General features: G+C 48.9%; 13 protein-coding genes and 1 tRNA gene. 7 read left to right on the forward strand and 7 right to left on the reverse strand.

The features are described from left to right. Positions 1–702 precede the first annotated feature (702 nt). From M2137_RS07380 to M2137_RS07390, 3 genes are all read right to left on the reverse strand, one after another. Positions 703–2,757 carry an ATP-binding protein gene (locus tag M2137_RS07380; protein WP_280765820.1) on the reverse strand — a complete coding sequence of 685 codons (2,055 nt, stop codon included), beginning with the start codon at positions 2,755–2,757 and terminating at the stop codon, positions 703–705. A gap of 14 nt (positions 2,758–2,771) precedes the next feature. Continuing rightward, complete coding sequence (locus M2137_RS07385) at positions 2,772–3,419, reverse strand: response regulator transcription factor (RefSeq protein ID WP_280765821.1); 648 nt, start codon at positions 3,417–3,419, stop codon at positions 2,772–2,774. Positions 3,420–3,605: 186 nt separating this feature from the next. Further along, on the reverse strand, positions 3,606–4,568 hold the full coding sequence (locus M2137_RS07390; RefSeq protein WP_280765822.1) for a hypothetical protein: 963 nt from the start codon (positions 4,566–4,568) through the stop codon (positions 3,606–3,608). Between the two features lie 476 nt (positions 4,569–5,044). Here M2137_RS07390 and M2137_RS07395 point away from each other — a divergent pair, with 476 nt between their 5' ends. The 6 genes from M2137_RS07395 (at position 5,045) to M2137_RS07420 (ending at position 16,390) form a co-directional block, all read left to right on the forward strand. Beyond that, positions 5,045–5,605 carry a DUF3575 domain-containing protein gene (locus M2137_RS07395; RefSeq protein ID WP_280765823.1) on the forward strand — a complete coding sequence of 187 codons (561 nt, stop codon included), beginning with the start codon at positions 5,045–5,047 and terminating at the stop codon, positions 5,603–5,605. Between the two features lie 17 nt (positions 5,606–5,622). Beyond that, on the forward strand, positions 5,623–8,070 hold the full coding sequence (locus M2137_RS07400) for a hypothetical protein (RefSeq protein WP_280765824.1): 2,448 nt from the start codon (positions 5,623–5,625) through the stop codon (positions 8,068–8,070). 336 nt (positions 8,071–8,406) lie between these two features. Then, entirely contained in the window at positions 8,407–10,863 is a 2,457-nt protein-coding gene (locus tag M2137_RS07405; RefSeq protein WP_280765825.1) for an FISUMP domain-containing protein, read from the forward strand. A 135-nt stretch (positions 10,864–10,998) separates the two neighbouring features. Next, entirely contained in the window at positions 10,999–13,134 is a 2,136-nt protein-coding gene (locus tag M2137_RS07410; RefSeq protein WP_280765826.1) for an FISUMP domain-containing protein, read from the forward strand. 543 nt (positions 13,135–13,677) lie between these two features. After that, positions 13,678–14,694 (forward strand): FimB/Mfa2 family fimbrial subunit, encoded by a 1,017-nt coding sequence (locus tag M2137_RS07415; RefSeq protein ID WP_280765827.1) that lies wholly within the window; start codon positions 13,678–13,680, stop codon positions 14,692–14,694. Positions 14,695–15,043: 349 nt separating this feature from the next. Further along, positions 15,044–16,390: a hypothetical protein gene (locus M2137_RS07420; protein ID WP_280765828.1), complete on the forward strand. Its 1,347-nt coding sequence runs from the start codon at positions 15,044–15,046 to the stop codon at positions 16,388–16,390. A 74-nt stretch (positions 16,391–16,464) separates the two neighbouring features. Here the strand turns inward: M2137_RS07420 and mnmA are convergent, their stop codons facing one another. Next, complete coding sequence (gene mnmA / locus M2137_RS07425) at positions 16,465–17,529, reverse strand: tRNA 2-thiouridine(34) synthase MnmA (RefSeq protein ID WP_280765829.1); 1,065 nt, start codon at positions 17,527–17,529, stop codon at positions 16,465–16,467. A 198-nt stretch (positions 17,530–17,727) separates the two neighbouring features. Between mnmA and rd the strand changes: the two genes are divergently transcribed. Next, complete coding sequence (rd, locus tag M2137_RS07430; protein WP_280765830.1) at positions 17,728–17,889, forward strand: rubredoxin; 162 nt, start codon at positions 17,728–17,730, stop codon at positions 17,887–17,889. Between the two features lie 60 nt (positions 17,890–17,949). On the opposite strand, the gene M2137_RS07435 is transcribed toward rd, so the two are convergent. The 3 genes from M2137_RS07435 to M2137_RS07445 form a co-directional block, all read right to left on the reverse strand. Further along, the gene (locus M2137_RS07435; protein ID WP_280765831.1) at positions 17,950–18,624 is read right to left on the reverse strand and encodes an MIP family channel protein; all 675 of its coding nucleotides are present in this window, start codon (positions 18,622–18,624) and stop codon (positions 17,950–17,952) included. Positions 18,625–18,781: 157 nt separating this feature from the next. Continuing rightward, positions 18,782–18,854, reverse strand: a tRNA-Lys gene (locus M2137_RS07440). A 96-nt stretch (positions 18,855–18,950) separates the two neighbouring features. After that, positions 18,951–19,754, reverse strand: a complete 804-nt coding sequence (locus M2137_RS07445; protein WP_280765832.1) for an MBL fold metallo-hydrolase — start codon at positions 19,752–19,754, stop codon at positions 18,951–18,953. Positions 19,755–19,756 lie beyond the last annotated feature (2 nt).

Here is a 19,756-nt window from a genome sequence, read left to right on the forward strand (position 1 = left end):
TTACGGCGGTTACAAAGATAGATAAAAGTTTGGATATGCAGTCATCTTTCTCAATTTTAAACCAATAAATACTTTTTTTGAACACTAATCGGTTATTACCGTGTAAGTCAGGGAGCAAGTGACCGCACAAGGCAACTCAACAAGTTTAGTAGTAATAAAAAACATATATATGGTATAATTTTGTCTTGTCTACATCCTTATATTCAGTGGATTATCTTCGAGCGAAAGGTATAAATAATTTGCATTGATGTACAAATTGTGTCCTTTATTGCAAATTATTTATTAGTCACCAAACAAATGGGAGTAAGTTACCCAGCAAATGAATGAGAAAAAGCTCTTTTGTTTTGTGCACAAAACAAAAACGGTATATTTTCGTCTTGTTGGCAAAACGGAAATGTCCTTAATTCATCTTAATACGTTATTTTGTTTCCATAATGTACTATTTATGCTGCATAATAAAAACAAAATAAAAAAAATGGAGAATTTATAGATTCACTTACAGAATAACTCGGTTCCGAAATGCGCATTTCGGAACTGACGGTTTCGGAACAAAGGAAAGTAGGAAGAAAACTACTTCATTTTCTTCCTACTCGATTTCCAAGAAATCCTCCATTTTTAGCAAAATCAAGCAGTTATAGAACATTTCTCTTTGTTCATTCATATGCTTTTTCTTTCGACGAAAAAAGGCAAACGGAATAGTGTTTAATGTGTTGAATTTCTGTGTTTTGGTGTGTTGTGTAAAACAAACCAGAAACGGCTTCCTTTGCCTATTTCGCTTTGCACGTGGATAGTGCTTCCGTGCTTTTCGATCAATTCCCGGCAAACATTAAGACCCAGTCCACTGCCCGATTCACCTACTGTTCCGGTGCGCGAGCGTTGATGACCGATATGGAAGAGGTTTTCCAGTTGTTCTCGGCTCATGCCTGTTCCCGTGTCGACTACGGAAATCCTATAACGGTCGTTCGCTTCCGGTTGTATCTCCAGGTGAACCTTTCCACCGTTGTCGGTGAACTTTACTGCGTTGGTGAGTAGGTTGCGTACAACGGTGGTCAGCATATGGCGGTCTCCCGTCACAATCGCCGTTTCCGGCATTTGGAGATCCAGACTGATGCCTTTCCGATCCGCCATGTTTTTTGCCAAAGCCATATCGGAACGGAGTTCGAAAACCAGGTCGAATTGGGTCGGGGCATAGGGCATACGTCCGGTTTGTACCTGTGCCCAGTTCAATAGATTATAGAGCAACTCCACCTGCCCGTCGGCCGAAATGAGCAGCTCTTCATAATATTGCGAGAGCGACTCGGTGTCCCATTCGCCGGCATGGGCGATCAACTGCTGTAAGGCATCGCGCTGGGCAATGGCCGGATTTTTCAGGTCGTGCGAGATAAGGCTGAAGAACTTATCTTTGGTAGCATTCGATTCGACTAAGATTTTATTGCGTTTATTGCGCAGGTTTGCAATATAGATAAATAACAAGAGTAATATGCTTGCTAATATCAGTCCACCGATGTAAACATACTGTTTGGTGCGCTGTCTGTCTAATTCTGATTGCTGACGCACAATCTCCAGCTCTTTCTGCTGCACGTCGTATTTCACCTCCATCTCCTGCAGAGAGTTATGGAGATTCGCATCCGACAGATTTGAAACCGCTTCGTTGTATTTCGTCAGATAGGCTTCCGATTGGGCTATATCGCCCGACAGGGCATACATCATGATTAAATAGCCGTAGATATCATACAGGTTTTCCCAATCTTCTTTTTCAACATGCGCCAACACCAGCTCGGCATAACGGCAGGCTGTTTTGTAGTCCTTTAAACCGAAACAGGCTTTCGTCAGGCTTTTTTCAGCAGAACTGATCAGGTTGGGCATCGACGTTTTCTCCGATATTTCTTGTGCCTCCCGGGCAAAGGTAAAGGCCTGCTGATAGTCTTTTCGCTCTGTGTAGTAAAAGTTGGATAATCGGCATAACGCTAAGACAATTTCTGGCACTAATTCTTTTTCAACAGCCATTTCGTAACTCTTCTGCAGCAAAGGCAATGCTTTGTCAGGTTGTTTCGTTGTAGTATACATACTGGCAAGCATGCCATTCAATTCGATCGTGAAATAGACAAAGGCAATTCGCTCGGTGGGGTTATCGTCCATGATCTTCTTCGCGCGAAGCAAGTAGTCGATCGCTTTGTCGTAATTCAATAATTTGACATAAATATCAGCGATCATCGAATAGGTAGACGCCTCAATGCCGAGATTATTCAGGATGTTTTGCTGCGCCGCCACCTTTTGGCTTTTATCTTTTTCGTTTAATTCCAATGCCTTCAGATAGGCATCCAATGCTTTCTCATATTCATATCCCGCAAAGAAAGCACCCCCTTGCACTTGATAATTGGCGCATTGCTCATAATCAAACCCTTTCCCTTTTATAAGCGTAATCGCTTTGTCTATGCAGTAATAGGAAGAATCGCTCTTTCCCAGGTCTTGATATACCTCTGCTATCCGCCTCCAATAGGCCGACTCCCAGTCTAACTGATCTTTCTCCTGCGCATAGGCTACCGCTTCCCGGAAGTAACGATAGGTCTTTCCCATATCAATCGGGCTGCAAAGCGTGATTAAGTCGATGTAATTCTTCAGCATTTTTAGTTCATCCACCTGGCCTTCGGCAATCTCCTTTTCATAGAGTTGAATGCGTTCGGTTACGCTAAGAGTTGTTTGTGCCTGCAGTTGGTATGCCAGGCAGAAAGAAATGATCGCGATGATGTATTTCATACTATAATAGCTTGTTATTCGATGCGGATAATTCCATGTTTTAAGGCATATTGCACCATCTCCATCGTGTTGTTGATGCCAAGTTTGCGGAAGATGTTATTCTTATGGTTGTCTACCGTGCGCGAACTGATACATAGCCGTTCGGCAATCTGTTTGCTCAATAGGCCGTCGCGGCAAAGCCCGATCACCTCCCTTTCCCGATCGGTAAATTCCGGGGTGACGTCGGCTGTCCGCTTTTTCGACACGTATATTTTGTAGATGATGGCGGAGATATCATGGCCGAAATACTCATATCCGTTCATAATCGTGCGGATGGCCTCTGCAATTTCATCCACCCCTCCCTGCCGTTTGCTGATAAACCCTTCGATGCCTATTTCGATCATCTCCTGCACCACCTCTGCCGTGTTCTCTGCCGAGATCGCCAGTATCTTTATAGCAGGGTATTCTTTTCGTAGCCGGCGGGCAATAGTTGTTCCAGTCATGTCGGGTAGCAGTATATCCAACAGGATGATATCCGGCGTCGTAGTTTCGAGCAGACAGAACAAGACCGTTCCGCTATCCGCTTCACCGACAATACCGATGTCGGTATGCCCATTCATAATAGCACTTTTCACGCCTAATCGAAACAGGGCGTGATCATCGACTAAGATCGTACGTATCATACACAAAAACTCAGGGTAGTTTGTTATTATAGCAGCCTAAAGTACTGTATATCCATTACAATTCAAAATTTGAGAATGATTATCTCTTATAATGAAGAGGGAATATCCGGAACAGGTGAGGATAGCTCCGAAGAATAGGGATTTTTATGATAGTTTGAAGAAATCGCTAAGAGGAGAGACCCTCTTTCACAGCGTATCTATCACCTGCCGTTGTTTGTTGAAGAAGTACAGGCGTTCTTTTTCGCCGCTTTCGGAAATCAGAATCGAAGAGGCTTTTTGCGAGTTGATACGGTTTTTCATATCGCGGCACAATTCGGGATCCTGTGTAAACATTGAGCGAACCACAAACGCGCTCAGGTAATACACCCAGTTGTCTTCCGAGTGCATATAGGCATGGGAGGTATGAATATTCATAGATGCCGTATAAAACTCAAAGCGGTTGCCCGTCTCCGGGTATTTGCCGTTCGCCACGCGCTTTTCCAAATCGTCCAACATGACAAACAAATCCTCTTTGATTAATTGCGTTTCTGCCCGGCTTATCAGGCTGATGCTTTCATAGTATTTGATATCCCTGACCAAGTTCGGAATGATCTGCACATCCCATATATAAAAGGTTCTTTTGAACTGCATCAGGTTCGTCCGCTCCCGCTCTTGCAAAGCTTTCAGGGGCTCGGCCACCTGTACCGTCTCGAAGCGGCGGTATTCATCCAAATCGGTATAATAACGCCCCCATTTGAAAAGAAAGAAACGCGCCAGGTTATCATAGGAAAGGAAGAATGCCCGGTTCAAAACCCCCAAAGCGGCGCCCAGTTCGGAATCTTCACCGGACAGAAACTTTTCCGAACAGAACAGATGTTCCTCCAATAAATCATACAGAATACCATCCTGGTCGGTGATATTCGGTAGCTCCAGTTTAACGGTCCGGTAATCCTTCTCCCGGATATTGTCGGTGATCTCATCCAATGAAAGGCCAAAGTGCCGGGCAATCATACCCACCTCATCGACAGAGAAGCGCACCTCCTCGCGCAGCCGGCGATAAATAGATGTTTTATCGGTATTGAGCAGGTCGGCCAAACGCTCTGCCAATTCGGACTTATTGGGAAACTTTTTGTTTAGCGTTTCTAAAAATAGCGTATTCAATCCCTTCATTTTCATAGTAAAGCTTTAAAACGATCTCTCCCTCTTCTGACAAATATACGTATTATCCTTTTGATATGCAAGCTTTTAGGAGCAAATAAATCAAAAAATGTTCCGGAAAAAGCAATTAAGACAAAAACTGCCACAATTATAAAAATTAGATTATCGGTTTTTTGATTGTGCGTGAAGTAACCGTTTATACAAGGCATATTTTGCTTTTCAAAGACTTCCGGTAATATGTTTATTGTCCTGTCTATTTATTGACTTCCGTTTGGTCTCTTTTTTTGATTCTGAGAAAAGGTGATTTTAGTATTTTTCATGCTTGACTACTCTCTTCCTTCCTTCTAACTTCGCAAAGAAAAAGAAAAAGTAGTTTTAGAATAACCGAAATAGAAATCGAGCAATACGCAACCTCTGGGAGTATACTTCATTGTGTAAAGTATAATTAAATGTCATGCGTTTGAATAATTTTCTAAGGACTGGAACCTGTGAAAAAGAATTGGATCATATTATGTATGTTGCCGTTGTTTTTCCTTCCCGGAAAGATAAACGCACAAAAGGTAGCCGAAAAGACTAATCTGTTGTACTGGGCGACTTCCACACCGAATTTCGGATTGGAGGTCATGTTGCATAACCGGTGGAGCCTTGATTTTTCGGTTGGTCACAATCCCTGGGATTTACCCGATAACCTCAGCCTGCGTCACTGGCTTGTCAGGATGGAGCCGCGTTTCTGGATGCGGGAAGCGTTTAAGGGTCATTTCTTCGGAGTGAATGGCGTTTATGCCGCCTATAATATAGGTAATATCCCTTTTATCGACGATTTAAAAGAACATACGTATAAAGGTAACCTCTATGGCGGAGGATTGACCTATGGGTATCATTTTGTACTGAACAAGCGCTGGGGATTGGAATTATCGCTCAGCGGCGGTTATCTGCGTATGGAATACGATCAATACTTCTGCTCCGACTGCAGGGAGTTGATCGGCCATACTGCCCGTTCCTATATTGGCCCTACCCGGGCGGCTGTATCACTGGTTTTCATGTTGTGACCGAAGGGAGGCGAAAAATGAAACGACGAATAAACATATTCATATACCTGATAGCGGGACTCTTATTGACCTCCTGTTATAACGAGACGTGGATCCCCACCGACAAGACGCCGTCTTTAGGCGATGATATGGCCGGATTGGAGATTCGCCTCGCCAGTGTACGCACGCGTGCCGACGAACTCTTCCGGATATTGGATGGCGAGACCTCGATTCGTTCGGTTGCCTGCTTCGTGCGCACCCGCGACCAGGGCAAGGTGGGCGATCAGCACTACAAAAAGGGCGGATTCTACACCTTCCTGATTACCGACGACAACAACGAGATCACCTTCAACGAAGAGGACGGTACCTATTCGATCTCCCTGCAGATCAAAAGCCAGAGCTTCGCCGGCAAGAGCGAGGTGGCATTATTGGCCAACTACCGGGAGAACGGACTCACCGACGCAGTGAGCCGGGTAACTCAATGGGACGACCTGTTTGATCTCACCTCCGTTCCCCTCACCGATAAAGGCATTCACCCGCCCCTGTTGATGCTGGGGCATAAGGAGGTGGCGCTTACCCAATCGACCTATGTGAAGGAAGAGATCCGACTTATCCGTCTGGTGGCACGCATCGACATTGTCAACAAAGCGGCCAACGCACCGGAGAAACCTTTTCTCCTGAAATCGGCTACCCTGATCAATCCCAAAACCTATACTTATATAGTAGAAGGAAACGAAGAGGCTTTTAATATTCCTGTCCGGCCAGCGGAAAACGACACGCTCGTCTGCAACGACGACCTCCGTATCGACGGGCTCTATGCCTACGAGGCGGCCAACGACGGCTCGGTACCCCATACCGCTTTGCAGATCGACGGCCTGTTCGACGGAGAACCCTATACGAAACGCATCGAACTGATGCGCGACGGACAGATGATCCCGCTGACACGCAATACCCGTTACCAGCTTCTGCTTCAGCTAACCGAAGAGGGAACCGATATCGACTGGTCGGTTGCCGTCAGTGAATGGTCGGAAGGCATCACCATCCCCGTTACACCTACCTTCAAACGTCCCGAATACGACGATGTAGCCTTTAAGAACGAAGAGGGAGAGACCGAAACGCAAAGCTTCTGGGATGAAGAAACACAAACAGCCCACCTCGACAACCTCGAAGAGGGCTATACGATCACCTTTGTGGTGCATAATATACAGGAGACGGAACCCGAAGTGATTCTGCTCAATGGAAACTGGGAAGACCTGGGACTGGCCACCCCCGAAGCGCGTGCCCGTTTCATCAGTAAGATAGGCATGGTGATCGAAGAAGGCGAAATCATGGAATTATATGAGATCACCTTCCCGCAAAAACCAATCGACGAGTTCGAGATAGAGATACGCATCGAGAACGCCGCCAAGCCGGAACTCTACAACACACTCCGCCTGCTTTTCGCTCCCGATTACAGTTGTGAGCTCGAAGAGTTGCATTTTGTCAACGCCGCCGGCGACGATGTCAGCCTCAACACCTGGAATCCGACCGCGCATACCTGCCTGATCGACCATGTGGGTCCCGGTTATGCCATCTGGTTCAGGGTACGCTCGATCCAGGGCACCGACTACTACCTCAATATCTCCCTCGAAGATATGGCAGGTCTGGGTATCGCCTCGATCGATGAGATGGTCTATAAGTATAAGACAGAGAAAGAGGGCATATACACCCTCGAATACTACGCGGTGGTCTTCCGACAGCCGCCCGTCGGCGATATCAAAGCGGAGCTTCGCATGTATAATTCGGTCAACCCCGATTTCTATACCTATCTCCGCTTAGATGCCAACCATATCGTCTACCCCGGTACCAATACGCGTGCCGTGCGTATCGGCAACCTCTACTGGGCGCCGGTCAACGTAGGGCAGACCCTGCTCGAGGCCTCAACGCCATCGACCGCCTCCACCGGCCATTACTTCCAGTGGGGTCGCACGAAGGCGTTCACGCAAAACCCCGAACCGGCGCGTGTCCGGGGACCTGTCAGCCTGTTGGCCGCCCTGTCGGGCACCAACCGCGACCAGTTTGTCTATGGCGTATCGACGGCATACGACTGGCTCAATACAAACAGCAATGAGCAATACGCCCGCAATCTCCTGTGGAGTACGCCGGCTAATACCCCCTGCCCCGAAGGTTGGCGCTTGCCGACGGTGGCTGAACTGATCGCATTCCGCGACAGCCGCAACGGCACAGTCACCGGCGAGCATGTCAAATCGCGCCGCTATGTGGCGGGCGACGACGGGCAGTGGCTCTATTTCCCCTATATGGGCAGTATCCGGCATAACGACGGCCGCGCCAACGCGGCGGCTATCTACCGCGATATCGGCCTCTGGGCCGCCGAAGGCACCGGGCAGCAAAAAGGGTATGCCCTGCGCGTCAACAGTGACCTCAGCATCACCGTCACCGCCGAATATCCGGCAACGGGGTATGGGGTGCGATGCGTGAGGAAATGATGAATGAAGAATGAAGAATGATGAATCGAAGATCGCTTAGCCGAAGGCGTAAAGCAATTTCCCTAATCCAGTTCCCCTCCTTAGCTCCCACCACCCCGCCCTGCGGGCACCCCTCCTCGGGCAGGAGGGGAATTGGGGGGACCGTTGCTTGCAACGGTGGGGTGGTGGGAGAGAATAGTTGCTCTGAAAACCCTGAAAGGGGTTGAATGTGGATAACCCCGGGTGCAACCCGGGGTGGAGAAACACTCTCTCAGGCGAGCCCCGTAGGGGTTCAATATAGTATGATATAGATTAAGTATATAGACAATCATTTAATTAAAAACAAAAAGAAAAGAGATGAAAAATTATTTAGTATTATTTATGGTACTGATGGGAGTGATCTTGTCCTCCTGCCAGGAAGATCCGTATGAACGGGGAGGGGTAAACCCATACAACCCGGCCGACGGGGAGGTGGCTGCCCTGACATTGCGTGTCGGATCGCTCCGTACGCGCGCCGATCAGGTAGAGGTGTTGCCGGGCGAGGCCGAGATGAAGTCGGTGGCCTGCTTCGTACGCACCAAAGACTTTGGCAAACCGGGCGATGCGGGCTATAAGCAAGGCGCCTTCCTGGCCTATTTTCTTACCGAAGCCGCTGATATCAAAGAGGTGAGCACAGGCAACTTTGAAGTCAATCTCAAGGTGCAAAGCCCCAGTGTGGCGGGCAAGACCGATGTGGCGGTGTTTACCAACTACAAAGAGAACGGCTTGGAAACGGCTCTACAAGGCGTTGAGCAATGGGACGACCTCTTTAACCTGGTGACGACAACCGCCACCGCGACCGGCCTTCGCACGCCGCTTATGATGTTTGGCTATAAAGAGGTGACCCTCTCGTACACCATTCCCGCGACCGAGACCATCACCCTGCAACGCGTGGTGGCGCGCTTCGATATCGAAAACAAAGCCGCCGACGCCCCGAAGAAACCCTTCCTGTTGAAGTCGGTCGAGGTGATCAACCCCAAGAGCTACGCCTACCTGATCCCGGGCAACGAAGAGGCCTTCGATATTCCGGTACTCACGACCGGCTTTAATAAGGTGGATTGCAGCGATAACAAAACAATCAAAGGCATCTATACCTACGAAGCCGCCAACGACGGATCGGTGGCGCATACCGCGCTATTGGTGCGGGGCACGCTCGACGGCCAGCCCTATAGTAAACGGATCGACCTGATGCAAGACGGTGAGATTATCCCGCTGGTACGCAACACCCGTTACCTGATCACCCTCACCCCGACACCCGACGGCAGTGGCATCGATTGGTCGTTTACGATCGACGACTGGTCGGAAGGCACCCTGATTCCGGTGAACCCCACCTATCAGAAACCGGTGACCAGTAATATGACCTTCGAAGATGCTTCAGGTAAGGCGATACCCGCCAATAGCTGGAATGACGCCACGAAAGCCTGCCTCTTGGGTGCGATCAGTGCCGGCGATAAGATCAAGTTCACGGTCGAGAACCTGCAAGACACCCGCGCGGTTCTCTCCTTTGTCAATGGCGATTGGGAAGACCTGGGCATCACTACCGAAGAGGGCAAGGAAGCTTTTATTCAAAAGACCGACTCCACCGTTGCCACTCGCGCGATGATCCGGGAGCAATACGAAATCACCTTCCCGGCCATGCCTACCACCCACTTTGATATGGAGGTACGTATCGAAAACAGAACCAAACCGGGTTATTACGAAAGCTTCCACCTGATCTTCCTGCCCGAGTTCGACTGTATGGTGGAAGAACCGAAGATGATCAATGCCTCGGGCACCCATATTGTGGCAGGCTGGAGTCAATCAACCAAATCGTTCCTGTTGGAACACCAGCAGGCGAATACCAAGATCACCTTTAAGGTCAAAACCTTCCATAGCTCGCAGGCCACCTTAACCGCCGTGACCGGTAGCCTGGCCGACCTGGGCATTACCGAAAAGGATATCAAAAAGACCGACAGCGTTCCGGAAGGCAATTATGTGGTTGAAACCTATGAGGTGCTCTTCCCAACCATGATTGTTAAAAACGGGAAAGCCAAGGTAACCATTGCCAATACCATTAAACCCGAAAAGGGAGATGAGTTCTACCTGGATGGCATGGGTATATATCCCGGCGTGAATATACGTGCCGTGCGCATCGGTAATCTCCTTTGGGCACCGGTTAATGTAGGTGCCAGCAGTGTGGATAATACCAACCCGACTACCGCTTCGACCGGTTACTATTACCAATGGGGACGGAATACCAAGTTTACACAGAATCCGGCGCCGAGTAAAGCACAAGGGGGACAGCATGGAAATATAGCCTTAAGTACCGCGGATGGGAATTCGATTTTTTACTATGAAGGGGGCTCTGATCAGCCATATTACGACTGGTTACGGAATAATGCCTCCGAGCAGGCTACCCGCAATGCCCGTTGGAGTACCCCGGCCAATACCCCTTGTCCCACCGGCTGGCGCCTGCCGACCAAAGCGGAAGCCGATCAGTTTAAAACGGCAAGGAACGGCTTTGCCGTTCGGGAAGAGAAACAAAAACGCTGGAAGATCACTGGGGATGATGGGCAAGCCTTATACTTTCCACAGACAGGGGATATTGGTTTTAGTGGCGGATCTGTCTCGGCAGCCGCTTCTAATGCGAATTGTTATCTATGGATCTCGGATAATTATGTGCATGCCTCCCACGGTTACGCCTATATGATTCAGATCAACGGTAGCAATGCTGTATCGAGCACCAGTAACTGGAGGGCTTACGGTTATCCTATTCGGTGTGTCAAATCAATCTAAATTAATTGTTAATTATTAATGGTTAATTATTAATTGAAATAACTATCTAAAGATCCCCTTCTTAGCAAAGAAGGGGAGCCAAGATAGTTAAGTAGTATAATACAATAAAGAAACAGTAAACAACAATAAAGCAAAATGAAACATTTCATAACATTTACCACCCTCCTGAGCCTGGTGTTCACGCTGTTTTCATGCAGTGAAGTGATTGACGGGCCGGATGTGATCAAGCCGGCGGGTGAAGGCACCGCCTTACTGACGATGCACGTGGGCGATATCCGCACCCGTGCGGACGGCGACTTTACCGCCGAAGACTCAGAGAAAGAGATTAAGAGCTTAGCCTGCTTTGTGCAGACCTACGGCGTGGGCAATCCCGATGCGCCGGAGTATAAACCGGGTGCGTTTGGCAAATACTTCTCCACCGAGGAGTTGCGATCGCCGATGGGTATGGAGGAGGAATTGAAGGCAGTGGGCAACGGCAGCTATAATGTGACCGTGCGCGTACGTAGCGAAGGCTTTAATACCGAAAAAGGATCGGATGTGATCTTTATCGCCAACTACCAACACAGCGATCCGGCGATCGACCTGACCGACGAGCTCAAAGCGCTCGAGAGCTGGGAGGCGTTGGAGGCGATGTTGACCAAGAAGGTGACGCAGTCGCCGGGCGCCCCTCTGTTGATGTTCGCCCGGAAAAATATCGTATTGACCGAAGGCAAGACGCAGATCTCCACCGCGGAGATGAAACGTATGGCGGTGCGCCTCGATGTGGAATACATCGAAAAATTGTTGGATCCGGACGATACGAAGAAGTTCAACCTCACCTCGGTGCAGTTGATCCACCCGAAAGGCTACTCCTACCTCTTGCCGCATGACGAAGAGGAGGTGGACCAGATCGAGGTGGTCGAATCGTTCCCTGTCGTGGCGCCTGCCACGGCTACGCCCGACGAGATCAAAAAGATCTATCTCTATCCCGCATCGAACCGGGAAGATAGCGAGCCGACGCGCATCCGCATCAAAGGAACCTATTACAATACGAACCTGCCGATCGACAAAACGATCGACTTCGTCGCGCCCGACGGCAGCACGCTGCCATTGGTGAACAACACACGCTACTCCCTGCAGCTCTTCCCGCCCGACGATAATATGGAGCTGACCTGGAAGTTTACCGTGGCCGACTGGAGCGACGGTAGCGTGATCGAGGTAGGCGCGGCACAGGATCCAGTGGAGATCAAAGAGATCGAATTCACACCGGCGCAGACCACGCGCTGGGACGCCGCCAAACGCGCGTTCGACATCACCGGCCTGGAAGCGGGCGCGGAGATGAAGTTCAGTGTCGAAGGCAATAGCCCGACGACCTACGATGTGATGTGTCTATACAACAAAAACGCTTCGTCGGTCGGCATCAGCGACCCGGCGGATCTGCGGTCGATCGTGACGCAGGCAGCCGCCGTATCAAACGTAGACCCCGACACGCAGAAGACCACCTTCACCCAGGACTATACCATCGCCATTCCTTCACAGGAGGGCAACGCACAGGTGCCTGTCGAGATCAAGGTCTATATACGCGACGCGGCCAACTACAACAACGCCGACTCGATTATCTTCACCTCCTTGCCCGACTACAACGGCATCGCCGGCCTCAAACCGGTGAAGTTCGCCGGACAATACTGGGCACCGGTCAATGTGGGAGCCACCACCACAACCTCCGGCGATAACCTCGCCTTTATGGGTTATGTGTTCCAGTGGGGACGAAACGACTACCAGTCGGAAACCCTGACCACCGGAGATCATACGGATATCGAAGAGGGACCGGTGAGTTATACGGATGCGACAACGACCTATGCGGATAAATTTATTATGAATCCGAAGGCAAACTACGACTGGCTGATTGCCGAAGATGCCTATCTGCCGACCCGCAACCTGTTGTGGAGCAAAACGGTAAACGATAGCCCCTGTCCGGCAGGATGGCGCGTGCCGCGTGCGGATGAATGGCAAAAGATTATAGACGCGGCCACACCGGGCGTATATGACGCTTCGGGAAAACAGTTTACCATCGAAGGCGACGAGACTGGCAAAACACTGCTCTTCCCGCTGGCAGGATTCCGGAATACCGAAGGCGTTTCGACCAATCGAGGCGGCGCTGGTGGCTACTGGTCGTCGAGCATCACGGCCAATGGCAAGCCCCGCCGGTTCTATGTCGCGTTAAACGGCACGGCAAGTGTCAATAATGCCAATCCGGTCACAGGCTTCAGCCTGCGTTGCATACAGGAGTAACAAGTCATATCTGAAGCTTTTCGCTATACATATTTTAGTAACAAATGACGTATATGTTTGTAGAAATAAAGTATCTAAAGCTCCCCTTCTTAGAAAAGAAGGGGGGGACCATCGCTTGCGATGGTGGGGTAGTTTGATCTGCATATATACAATTGATGATAGTTGAAAAGGGGAAGACTGAAGGAAATATAGAGTATTCATCTATAAAGAATTCAAACTACCCCACCGCTGCGAGCAGCGGTCCCCCCCTTCTTTTCTAAGAAGGGGAGCTTTAGTTACTCATATCTATCTGTAAACGTGTATTGAGAAGAGCCTGAAGAGAGGATTCTCACAAATTTCAGCCCCCTGAGAAAAAGTTCTCACCTACGTGAGAAAAAATTCTCACCCCTGAAAAAATCGTGAGAAAAAGTTCTCACCGCTGAAAAAAAGGTGAGAAAAATTGGTTTAGTTTTTTTATTTGGAGAGAGTTATAAGAGCATTTTTTGGAATACCGAAGGCGGGAGGGCTTACCGGCCCTGACCGCCGGAGGGATTCCTTCAGATCATGAAAAGAGTGATATACATAGGTGTATACGTATGGGTAATAGGGCTATTATGGCTTTTGCCCACATCATGTACTATCGACACAGAGGTGCCGGTCTGCTCTTATAACGTGCAATTGGAATACTGGTACACGCGCGAATGGACCCGCGAAGAGAATATGGTTTCGAACTATATCTACCGGATCACGGAGTATATATTTGATGAGAACGATATCCTCTATCAGATCGGCGGACTACCCGGTCACGCGGGCAAAGGGGCTTATGTATCGACGATGACGTTGCCGGAGGGTCACTATACCGTGGTGGCCTGGGGAAACCTCTCGCGGCTGGATAACGATTGGGAACCGCAGGTGGGCATCACCACCCTGCGTGAGGCACGGATACGGCTTGCGTCGTCTTACCGGTCGGAACAGCCGGGCTGGACCTCGCGCACCGATGCGGAAGATCCCAATATCGAACCGCTCTATTATGGGTATCAGACCTTCTCGGTCAAAGGAGATAAGGCGCAAACGATTTGCATCGGCATGACCCACGCCCATCTCTTATTGGAGGTGGTGGTGAAATGGGCGAAGAACGCGCCGGTCAATACGCGCGACTTCAACCTCCGCTTGCGCGATGTGCCGGCGGTGTACGGATTCCTTCCGGGGTATACCGAACCGCGGAGTGCGACGTCGACCAACCCGGTGGTTCACCATGTGCCTGAAGTATTGGAAGAGCGCTTCAAGAAAAACTATCGCTTAGAGGCCAAGATGGATATCGCCCGGTCGCTCAAAGGGGAGTTTATCACCAACCGGTTGACGAACGATTCGCACCCCCTGTTGGGAGTCTATGCCGGTGAAACCTTATTGACGAAAGAGATCGACCTGGAGAAGTATTTCCGGACGATGCAGTTCGGGCTGAGCCGCAACCTCCGACAGGAGTTTCGCATCCAGGTGATGATCTATGAGGATCGGGTGGAGGTGTCACCCTTAGTCTTCTCCGATTGGGAGAATGGGGGGACGATTGGGGGGAACCTTTAAAAAAATGATGAATTATGAATTATGAATGATGAATTGGAGCGAAGCGGAAATCGCTTAGCCGAAGGCGTAAAGCAATTTCTCTAATCCACTTCCCCTCCTTAGCTCCCACCACCCCGCCCTGCGGGCACCCCTCTTCAGGCAGGATGGGAATTGGGGGGGCGTTGTTTGCAACGGTGGGGTGTGGGAGATAATAGTCGCTCTGAGAACCCCGAAAGGGGTTGCATGTGGATAACCCCGGGTGCAACCCGGGGTGGAGAGACACTCTCACAACCGAGCCCCGTAGGGGTTCAATATAGTATGATATAGATTAAGTATATAGACAACAAATTAATTTAAAAACAAAAAGAAAATGAAGCAAAAATTTTTATTGGTAGCCTTTATGGGCTTGTTATTGGCTGCTTGCAGCGATGACTCAATCGACCAACCGATCGTTTGGCAGGACGGTGAGAAAGAGGTCGTATTTAACTTTCCCGGCATTGCCAGTGGGCATGTGGTGCCCTACACCCGTGGCATTGCTTCGGAAGAGGAGAACGCACTGACTTCGCTGGATATCTATGTGTTCAAAGGAAACGATGATTCGGCGATCCTGGAACGTATCTATCACAGCAAAGAGGGCGAAGACGGAGGTGACAACACCTTCACGATGTCGCAGGCCGGTGATGTGCAGTCGGCAAAGATCTCTGTACCGATGACCGAAGATAACAAAACAAAGGTATTCTTCTTTGTGGGCAACGGACGCGATATTATCTCGCTGAATACTGCTAAGGCGAATGTGACTACGCTGGGCACGTTTAAGGACTTTTCGGTGAATACTCTGGTGTCGAGCACGCATATCAAGACACCGCTGTTGATGACAGAGGTGACAACGGTTGACGATATCACAACATTGACTACTGCGCAGACAGTGACGCTGACTCGTCGTATGGCACGTTTCGATGTGCGCAACGTTGCCCGTGACTCTAATTTCGAGATCGAAGAGATCCTGATCTTCGGTGCCCGTCCTTCGACTCGTATCTTCAAGAACGCTTCGGCTGTAGACGAAACGCCTACGATCTCGATGAAGGCGATCAACTTCAAGGATTTCAAAGATGCAAACACAAAGGATGTACCCAGTGTGTTCTATATCTACCCGACCTTGAACCTGGGAACTGACGGTGAGAGCGAAACGGAACTCTCCTTGGTCGGTAAGGTGACCGGTACCGATACGCAACAGGTCTATCCGGTGAAGTTTTCCGTTCCTTCGGAAGACAAACCCGATGAACTCACTCACCTGAAGATCGAAGCCAACCACCGCTATATTATCGATATCCAGAAATCGGGTATTGCCGATCTGAAAGCGACGCTTCAGGTAGAAGAATGGTTGGACGGCACAGGCATCACCACACCGGTTGAGCCGGGTACGATCCGTGTGTTGGATGAAAACGGACTGGTGATCACCGACAATAAAGTAGCGGTAGTAGCGGCAGGCAAAACGTTGACGTTGAAAGTAGAAGCTACCAGCCGCTGGATTGTCGACGCGGTACCTATCGGGATCGACTGGCTGACGGTATCAGGTGTTAACGCCACCGAAGTAGGCACCGAATTCACCGTGAAGGTAGAAGAAAACAAAACGGGCAAATCCCGTACCCACATCCTTTATGTACGCAACGCGGCAGAGAAATCAATTCTGCAGCCGGTGATTATTATGCAGGAATAAGGAGATAAATTGACTCACTAACCCTATCTATCTCTCCAGAGGACGGCTGTCCGCGACGTAAGTCCGGACAGCCGTTATATGATCATGCCACTACCTAAACAAAGATGATGATCTTGGTCGTAGACCACACCAAACTGTCCGGGGGCAATGCCTTGTATCTTTTCCAGCGACTCTATGCGGTAGAGGTCGCCGATCCGACGGATCACACCGGGACTAAATTCCGGGGTATGGCGAATCTTGAAGGTGATTTCTTTTTCGTCCGTGAACGCTCCCCAGGGATCTTCCGTAATGAAGTTAAATCCTTGCAGGTTAATAGTTCGACCATATTGTGTTTCCGGGTCATAGCCGTTGGAGACATAAACGATGTTGCGCTGCGTATCCTTCTTGATGACGAACCAGGGACCTCCGCTCAATCCTAACCCTTTGCGTTGACCGATGGTGTGAAACCAATATCCATTGTGCTTGCCCAGTATCTTTCCGGTTTCCAATTCGATGATCTTTCCGGTGCGTTTGCCCAGGTAACGTTCGATAAAGTCGTTGTAGTTGATCTTGCCAAGAAAGCAGATGCCCTGGCTGTCTTTGCGTTTGGCGCTGGGGAGTTTTTCTCGTTCGGCAATTTCACGTACCTCACTTTTCATCAGATGGCCAATGGGAAACATTAGTTTTTGTATCTGCAGGCGAGTGATCTGTCCCAGAAAATCAGTCTGATCCTTCAACGGGTCTTTGGCAGTCGATAGCCATACCTTGCCGTCTATTTCTGTTGTCGTGGCATAATGGCCGGTGGCAATCTTGTCGAAATCTTTTCCCCATTTTTCTTCAAAGCAGCCGAACTTGATATACTTATTGCACATCATGTCCGGGTTGGGTGTTAGTCCCCGTTTGACCGATTCGATGGTGTAGCTCACCACCTTCTCCCAATATTCATCATGCAGGGAGACCACTTCCATGCGACAGCCATACTTGCGGGCTATGTATGAAGTGATTTCTATATCCTCTTCGGCCGGACAATCGATATACCCATCTTTGTCTTCCATGCCTATACGGATATAAAAGATGGTCGGGTCGTAACCGGCCTCTTTCAGCATATGTACGACAACCGAACTGTCTACTCCTCCGGAAACTAATGCAGCTATTTCCATACGTCTATATTTCTTTTTCGTCTGCAAAGGTACTAAATAGTTGACGAACCATGTGCATTATAAAACAGTGGATTCGCATTAACGGAAGATCAGAAGAGTGTTAGAAACAATCGGTTTTGCGAAGAAGTTTGCAACCAATTTGCCTCTTTTGTTGTTTCATATATAAAGAGAGATAGTATTAACAAATAAATGTGAACAATGAAAAAGTACGAATGTAATGTGTGCGGATATGTATATGATCCGGCAGAAGGCGACTCTGAAGCAGGGATAGCGCCAGGTACCCCGTTTGAACAACTACCGGAAGATTGGACGTGTCCGCCCTGTGGTGTAGGCAAAGAGGAGTTTTCTCCGATTGATTAAAAGACATACAAAAAGCCGATGGATCATCTCCATCGGCTTTTTAAATGTATCAACTATTATTTATTCAGTGTCGATTGCTTTCCAGGCAAAAGCGGCTACAGCGGCACCCAATAACGGGGCAACAATAAAGAGCCAAAGCTGAGAAAGGGCAACACCGCCATCAAACAAAGCCGGACCGATGCTGCGCGCCGGGTTTACGGATGTTCCCGTAATAGGAATACAAACGATGTGGATCAACACCAGGGTAAGACCGATAGCCAGACCGGCGAATTTATTGTTGGCTCCTTTGGAGGTCACGCCAAGAATGACCAGTACAAAGATAAAGGTAAACACAGCCTCGGCGATGAATGCCTGAAGCATAGCTCCTTCAGCAAAACTGTTTGAACCGGTTGCTGTTGGGCCGTTATGCACACCGGTCGATACAAGAGCAAACAGGATAGACGAACCAATGATCGCGCCGATCACCTGAAAGATCATATACATCCCGGCCTCTTTTCCCGACATCCGGTTGGAAAGCCACACACCTAACGTTACCGCCGGATTGATATGGCAACCCGATACCTTACCGATGGAATAGGCCATCGCTACAATACTAAGGCCAAAAGCCAATGCTACACCTAATGTTCCAACGCCTGCACCAACAGCTCCCGCTGCGTTTCCGGCAAAAACGGCACTACCACAACCCATCAGAACCAATACCATTGTTCCGATCATTTCTGCAATATACTTCTTCATGTTTCTTGTTATTTAATTAAACATTCGTATTAAAAACAGCGGAAATATACGAATAGTTCTGAATTTGAACGGGCTTCGCGCATTTTTTTTGAATAAAGAAGATGAAAAAGGAACCGTCCCTAAAACAAAGAAGCCGCTCTGAAAGCGGCTTTTCCTGTATCCCGGGAGGGGCTCGAACCCTCGACCCATTGATTAAGAGTCAATTGCTCTACCAACTGAGCTACCGAGACGTTTGCAATTATTGTCATTGCGGGTGCAAAGATAGGGTTTTAATTAGTACAGACAAATAATTTTATTTTTTTTCTTATTTCAAAAAGTAGCTTTTTTTAATCGAATTCGAAGACTTCAGAAGGAGTTGTCCGTTTCAAAGCTGTCAGATTCACATCTTTTCCTACGCGGATTCCTTCGCGAAACAGGCGAATATCGATTGTTTTATAGGCCAGTTCGGGATGGTTATTGTCTTTGCTCAGATGGCATAGCCAGATATCCTTCAGGTCGGGCGTATAATGCGTCGCCAGAAATTCAGCCGCTTCCCGGTTGCTTAAGTGACCGGTCGGGCTGGCTACTCTTTCTTTTAGGAAAGCCGGATAGGAACCGAAGCGAAGCATCTCTTCGTCGTAATTGGCTTCAATGATCAGGTGGTTGGCCATCGACATATATTTACTTACGGTCTCTGTGATATGACCAACGTCGGTGGCGAAGGTGAAACGGTGGTTACCATATTCAATATGGTAGCCTACATTATCGGTGCTATCGTGAGGCACCTCGAAAGAGGTCACCTTAAAGTCTTTGATGAAAAAGGGAACCTCCTTTTCAATGATCCGGCGCGATCCGTAAAGCGTCTCTTCGACATAGCGGCTTTTGTCGATTCCGTTATGTACTCCTTCCGTTGTATAGACAGGTATATTGTATTTCTCTCCCAGGCAACCCACCGTTTTAATATGATCCGCGTGGTCATGGGTTATTAATACAGCCAAAATCTGTTCGAATTCTATACCGAGATCTTTTAATACTTTCTTGATGGTACGAATGCCAATACCTGCATCTATCAGTATCCCATATTGGGAATTCCCCAGGTAATAGCAGTTGCCACTGCTTCCACTCGCCAAACTAACAAACTTTAGTTTCATTT

The organism is Parabacteroides sp. PFB2-10, assembly GCF_029893085.1.
Lineage (GTDB): Bacteria > Bacteroidota > Bacteroidia > Bacteroidales > Tannerellaceae > QVMG01.

Bases quoted from the DNA above. Each gene is read 5' to 3' on its own strand.
- M2137_RS07380 (WP_280765820.1), bottom strand. From the start codon at position 2,757: ATGAAATACATCATCGCGATCATTTCTTTCTGCCTGGCATACCAACTG.
- M2137_RS07385 (WP_280765821.1), bottom strand. From the start codon at position 3,419: ATGATACGTACGATCTTAGTCGATGATCACGCCCTGTTTCGATTAGGC.
- M2137_RS07390 (WP_280765822.1), bottom strand. From the start codon at position 4,568: ATGAAGGGATTGAATACGCTATTTTTAGAAACGCTAAACAAAAAGTTT.
- M2137_RS07400 (WP_280765824.1), top strand. From the start codon at position 5,623: ATGAAACGACGAATAAACATATTCATATACCTGATAGCGGGACTCTTA.
- M2137_RS07405 (WP_280765825.1), top strand. From the start codon at position 8,407: ATGAAAAATTATTTAGTATTATTTATGGTACTGATGGGAGTGATCTTG.
- M2137_RS07410 (WP_280765826.1), top strand. From the start codon at position 10,999: ATGAAACATTTCATAACATTTACCACCCTCCTGAGCCTGGTGTTCACG.
- M2137_RS07415 (WP_280765827.1), top strand. From the start codon at position 13,678: ATGAAAAGAGTGATATACATAGGTGTATACGTATGGGTAATAGGGCTA.
- M2137_RS07420 (WP_280765828.1), top strand. From the start codon at position 15,044: ATGAAGCAAAAATTTTTATTGGTAGCCTTTATGGGCTTGTTATTGGCT.
- mnmA (WP_280765829.1), bottom strand. From the start codon at position 17,529: ATGGAAATAGCTGCATTAGTTTCCGGAGGAGTAGACAGTTCGGTTGTC.
- rd (WP_280765830.1), top strand. From the start codon at position 17,728: ATGAAAAAGTACGAATGTAATGTGTGCGGATATGTATATGATCCGGCA.
- M2137_RS07435 (WP_280765831.1), bottom strand. From the start codon at position 18,624: ATGAAGAAGTATATTGCAGAAATGATCGGAACAATGGTATTGGTTCTG.
- M2137_RS07445 (WP_280765832.1), bottom strand. From the start codon at position 19,754: ATGAAACTAAAGTTTGTTAGTTTGGCGAGTGGAAGCAGTGGCAACTGC.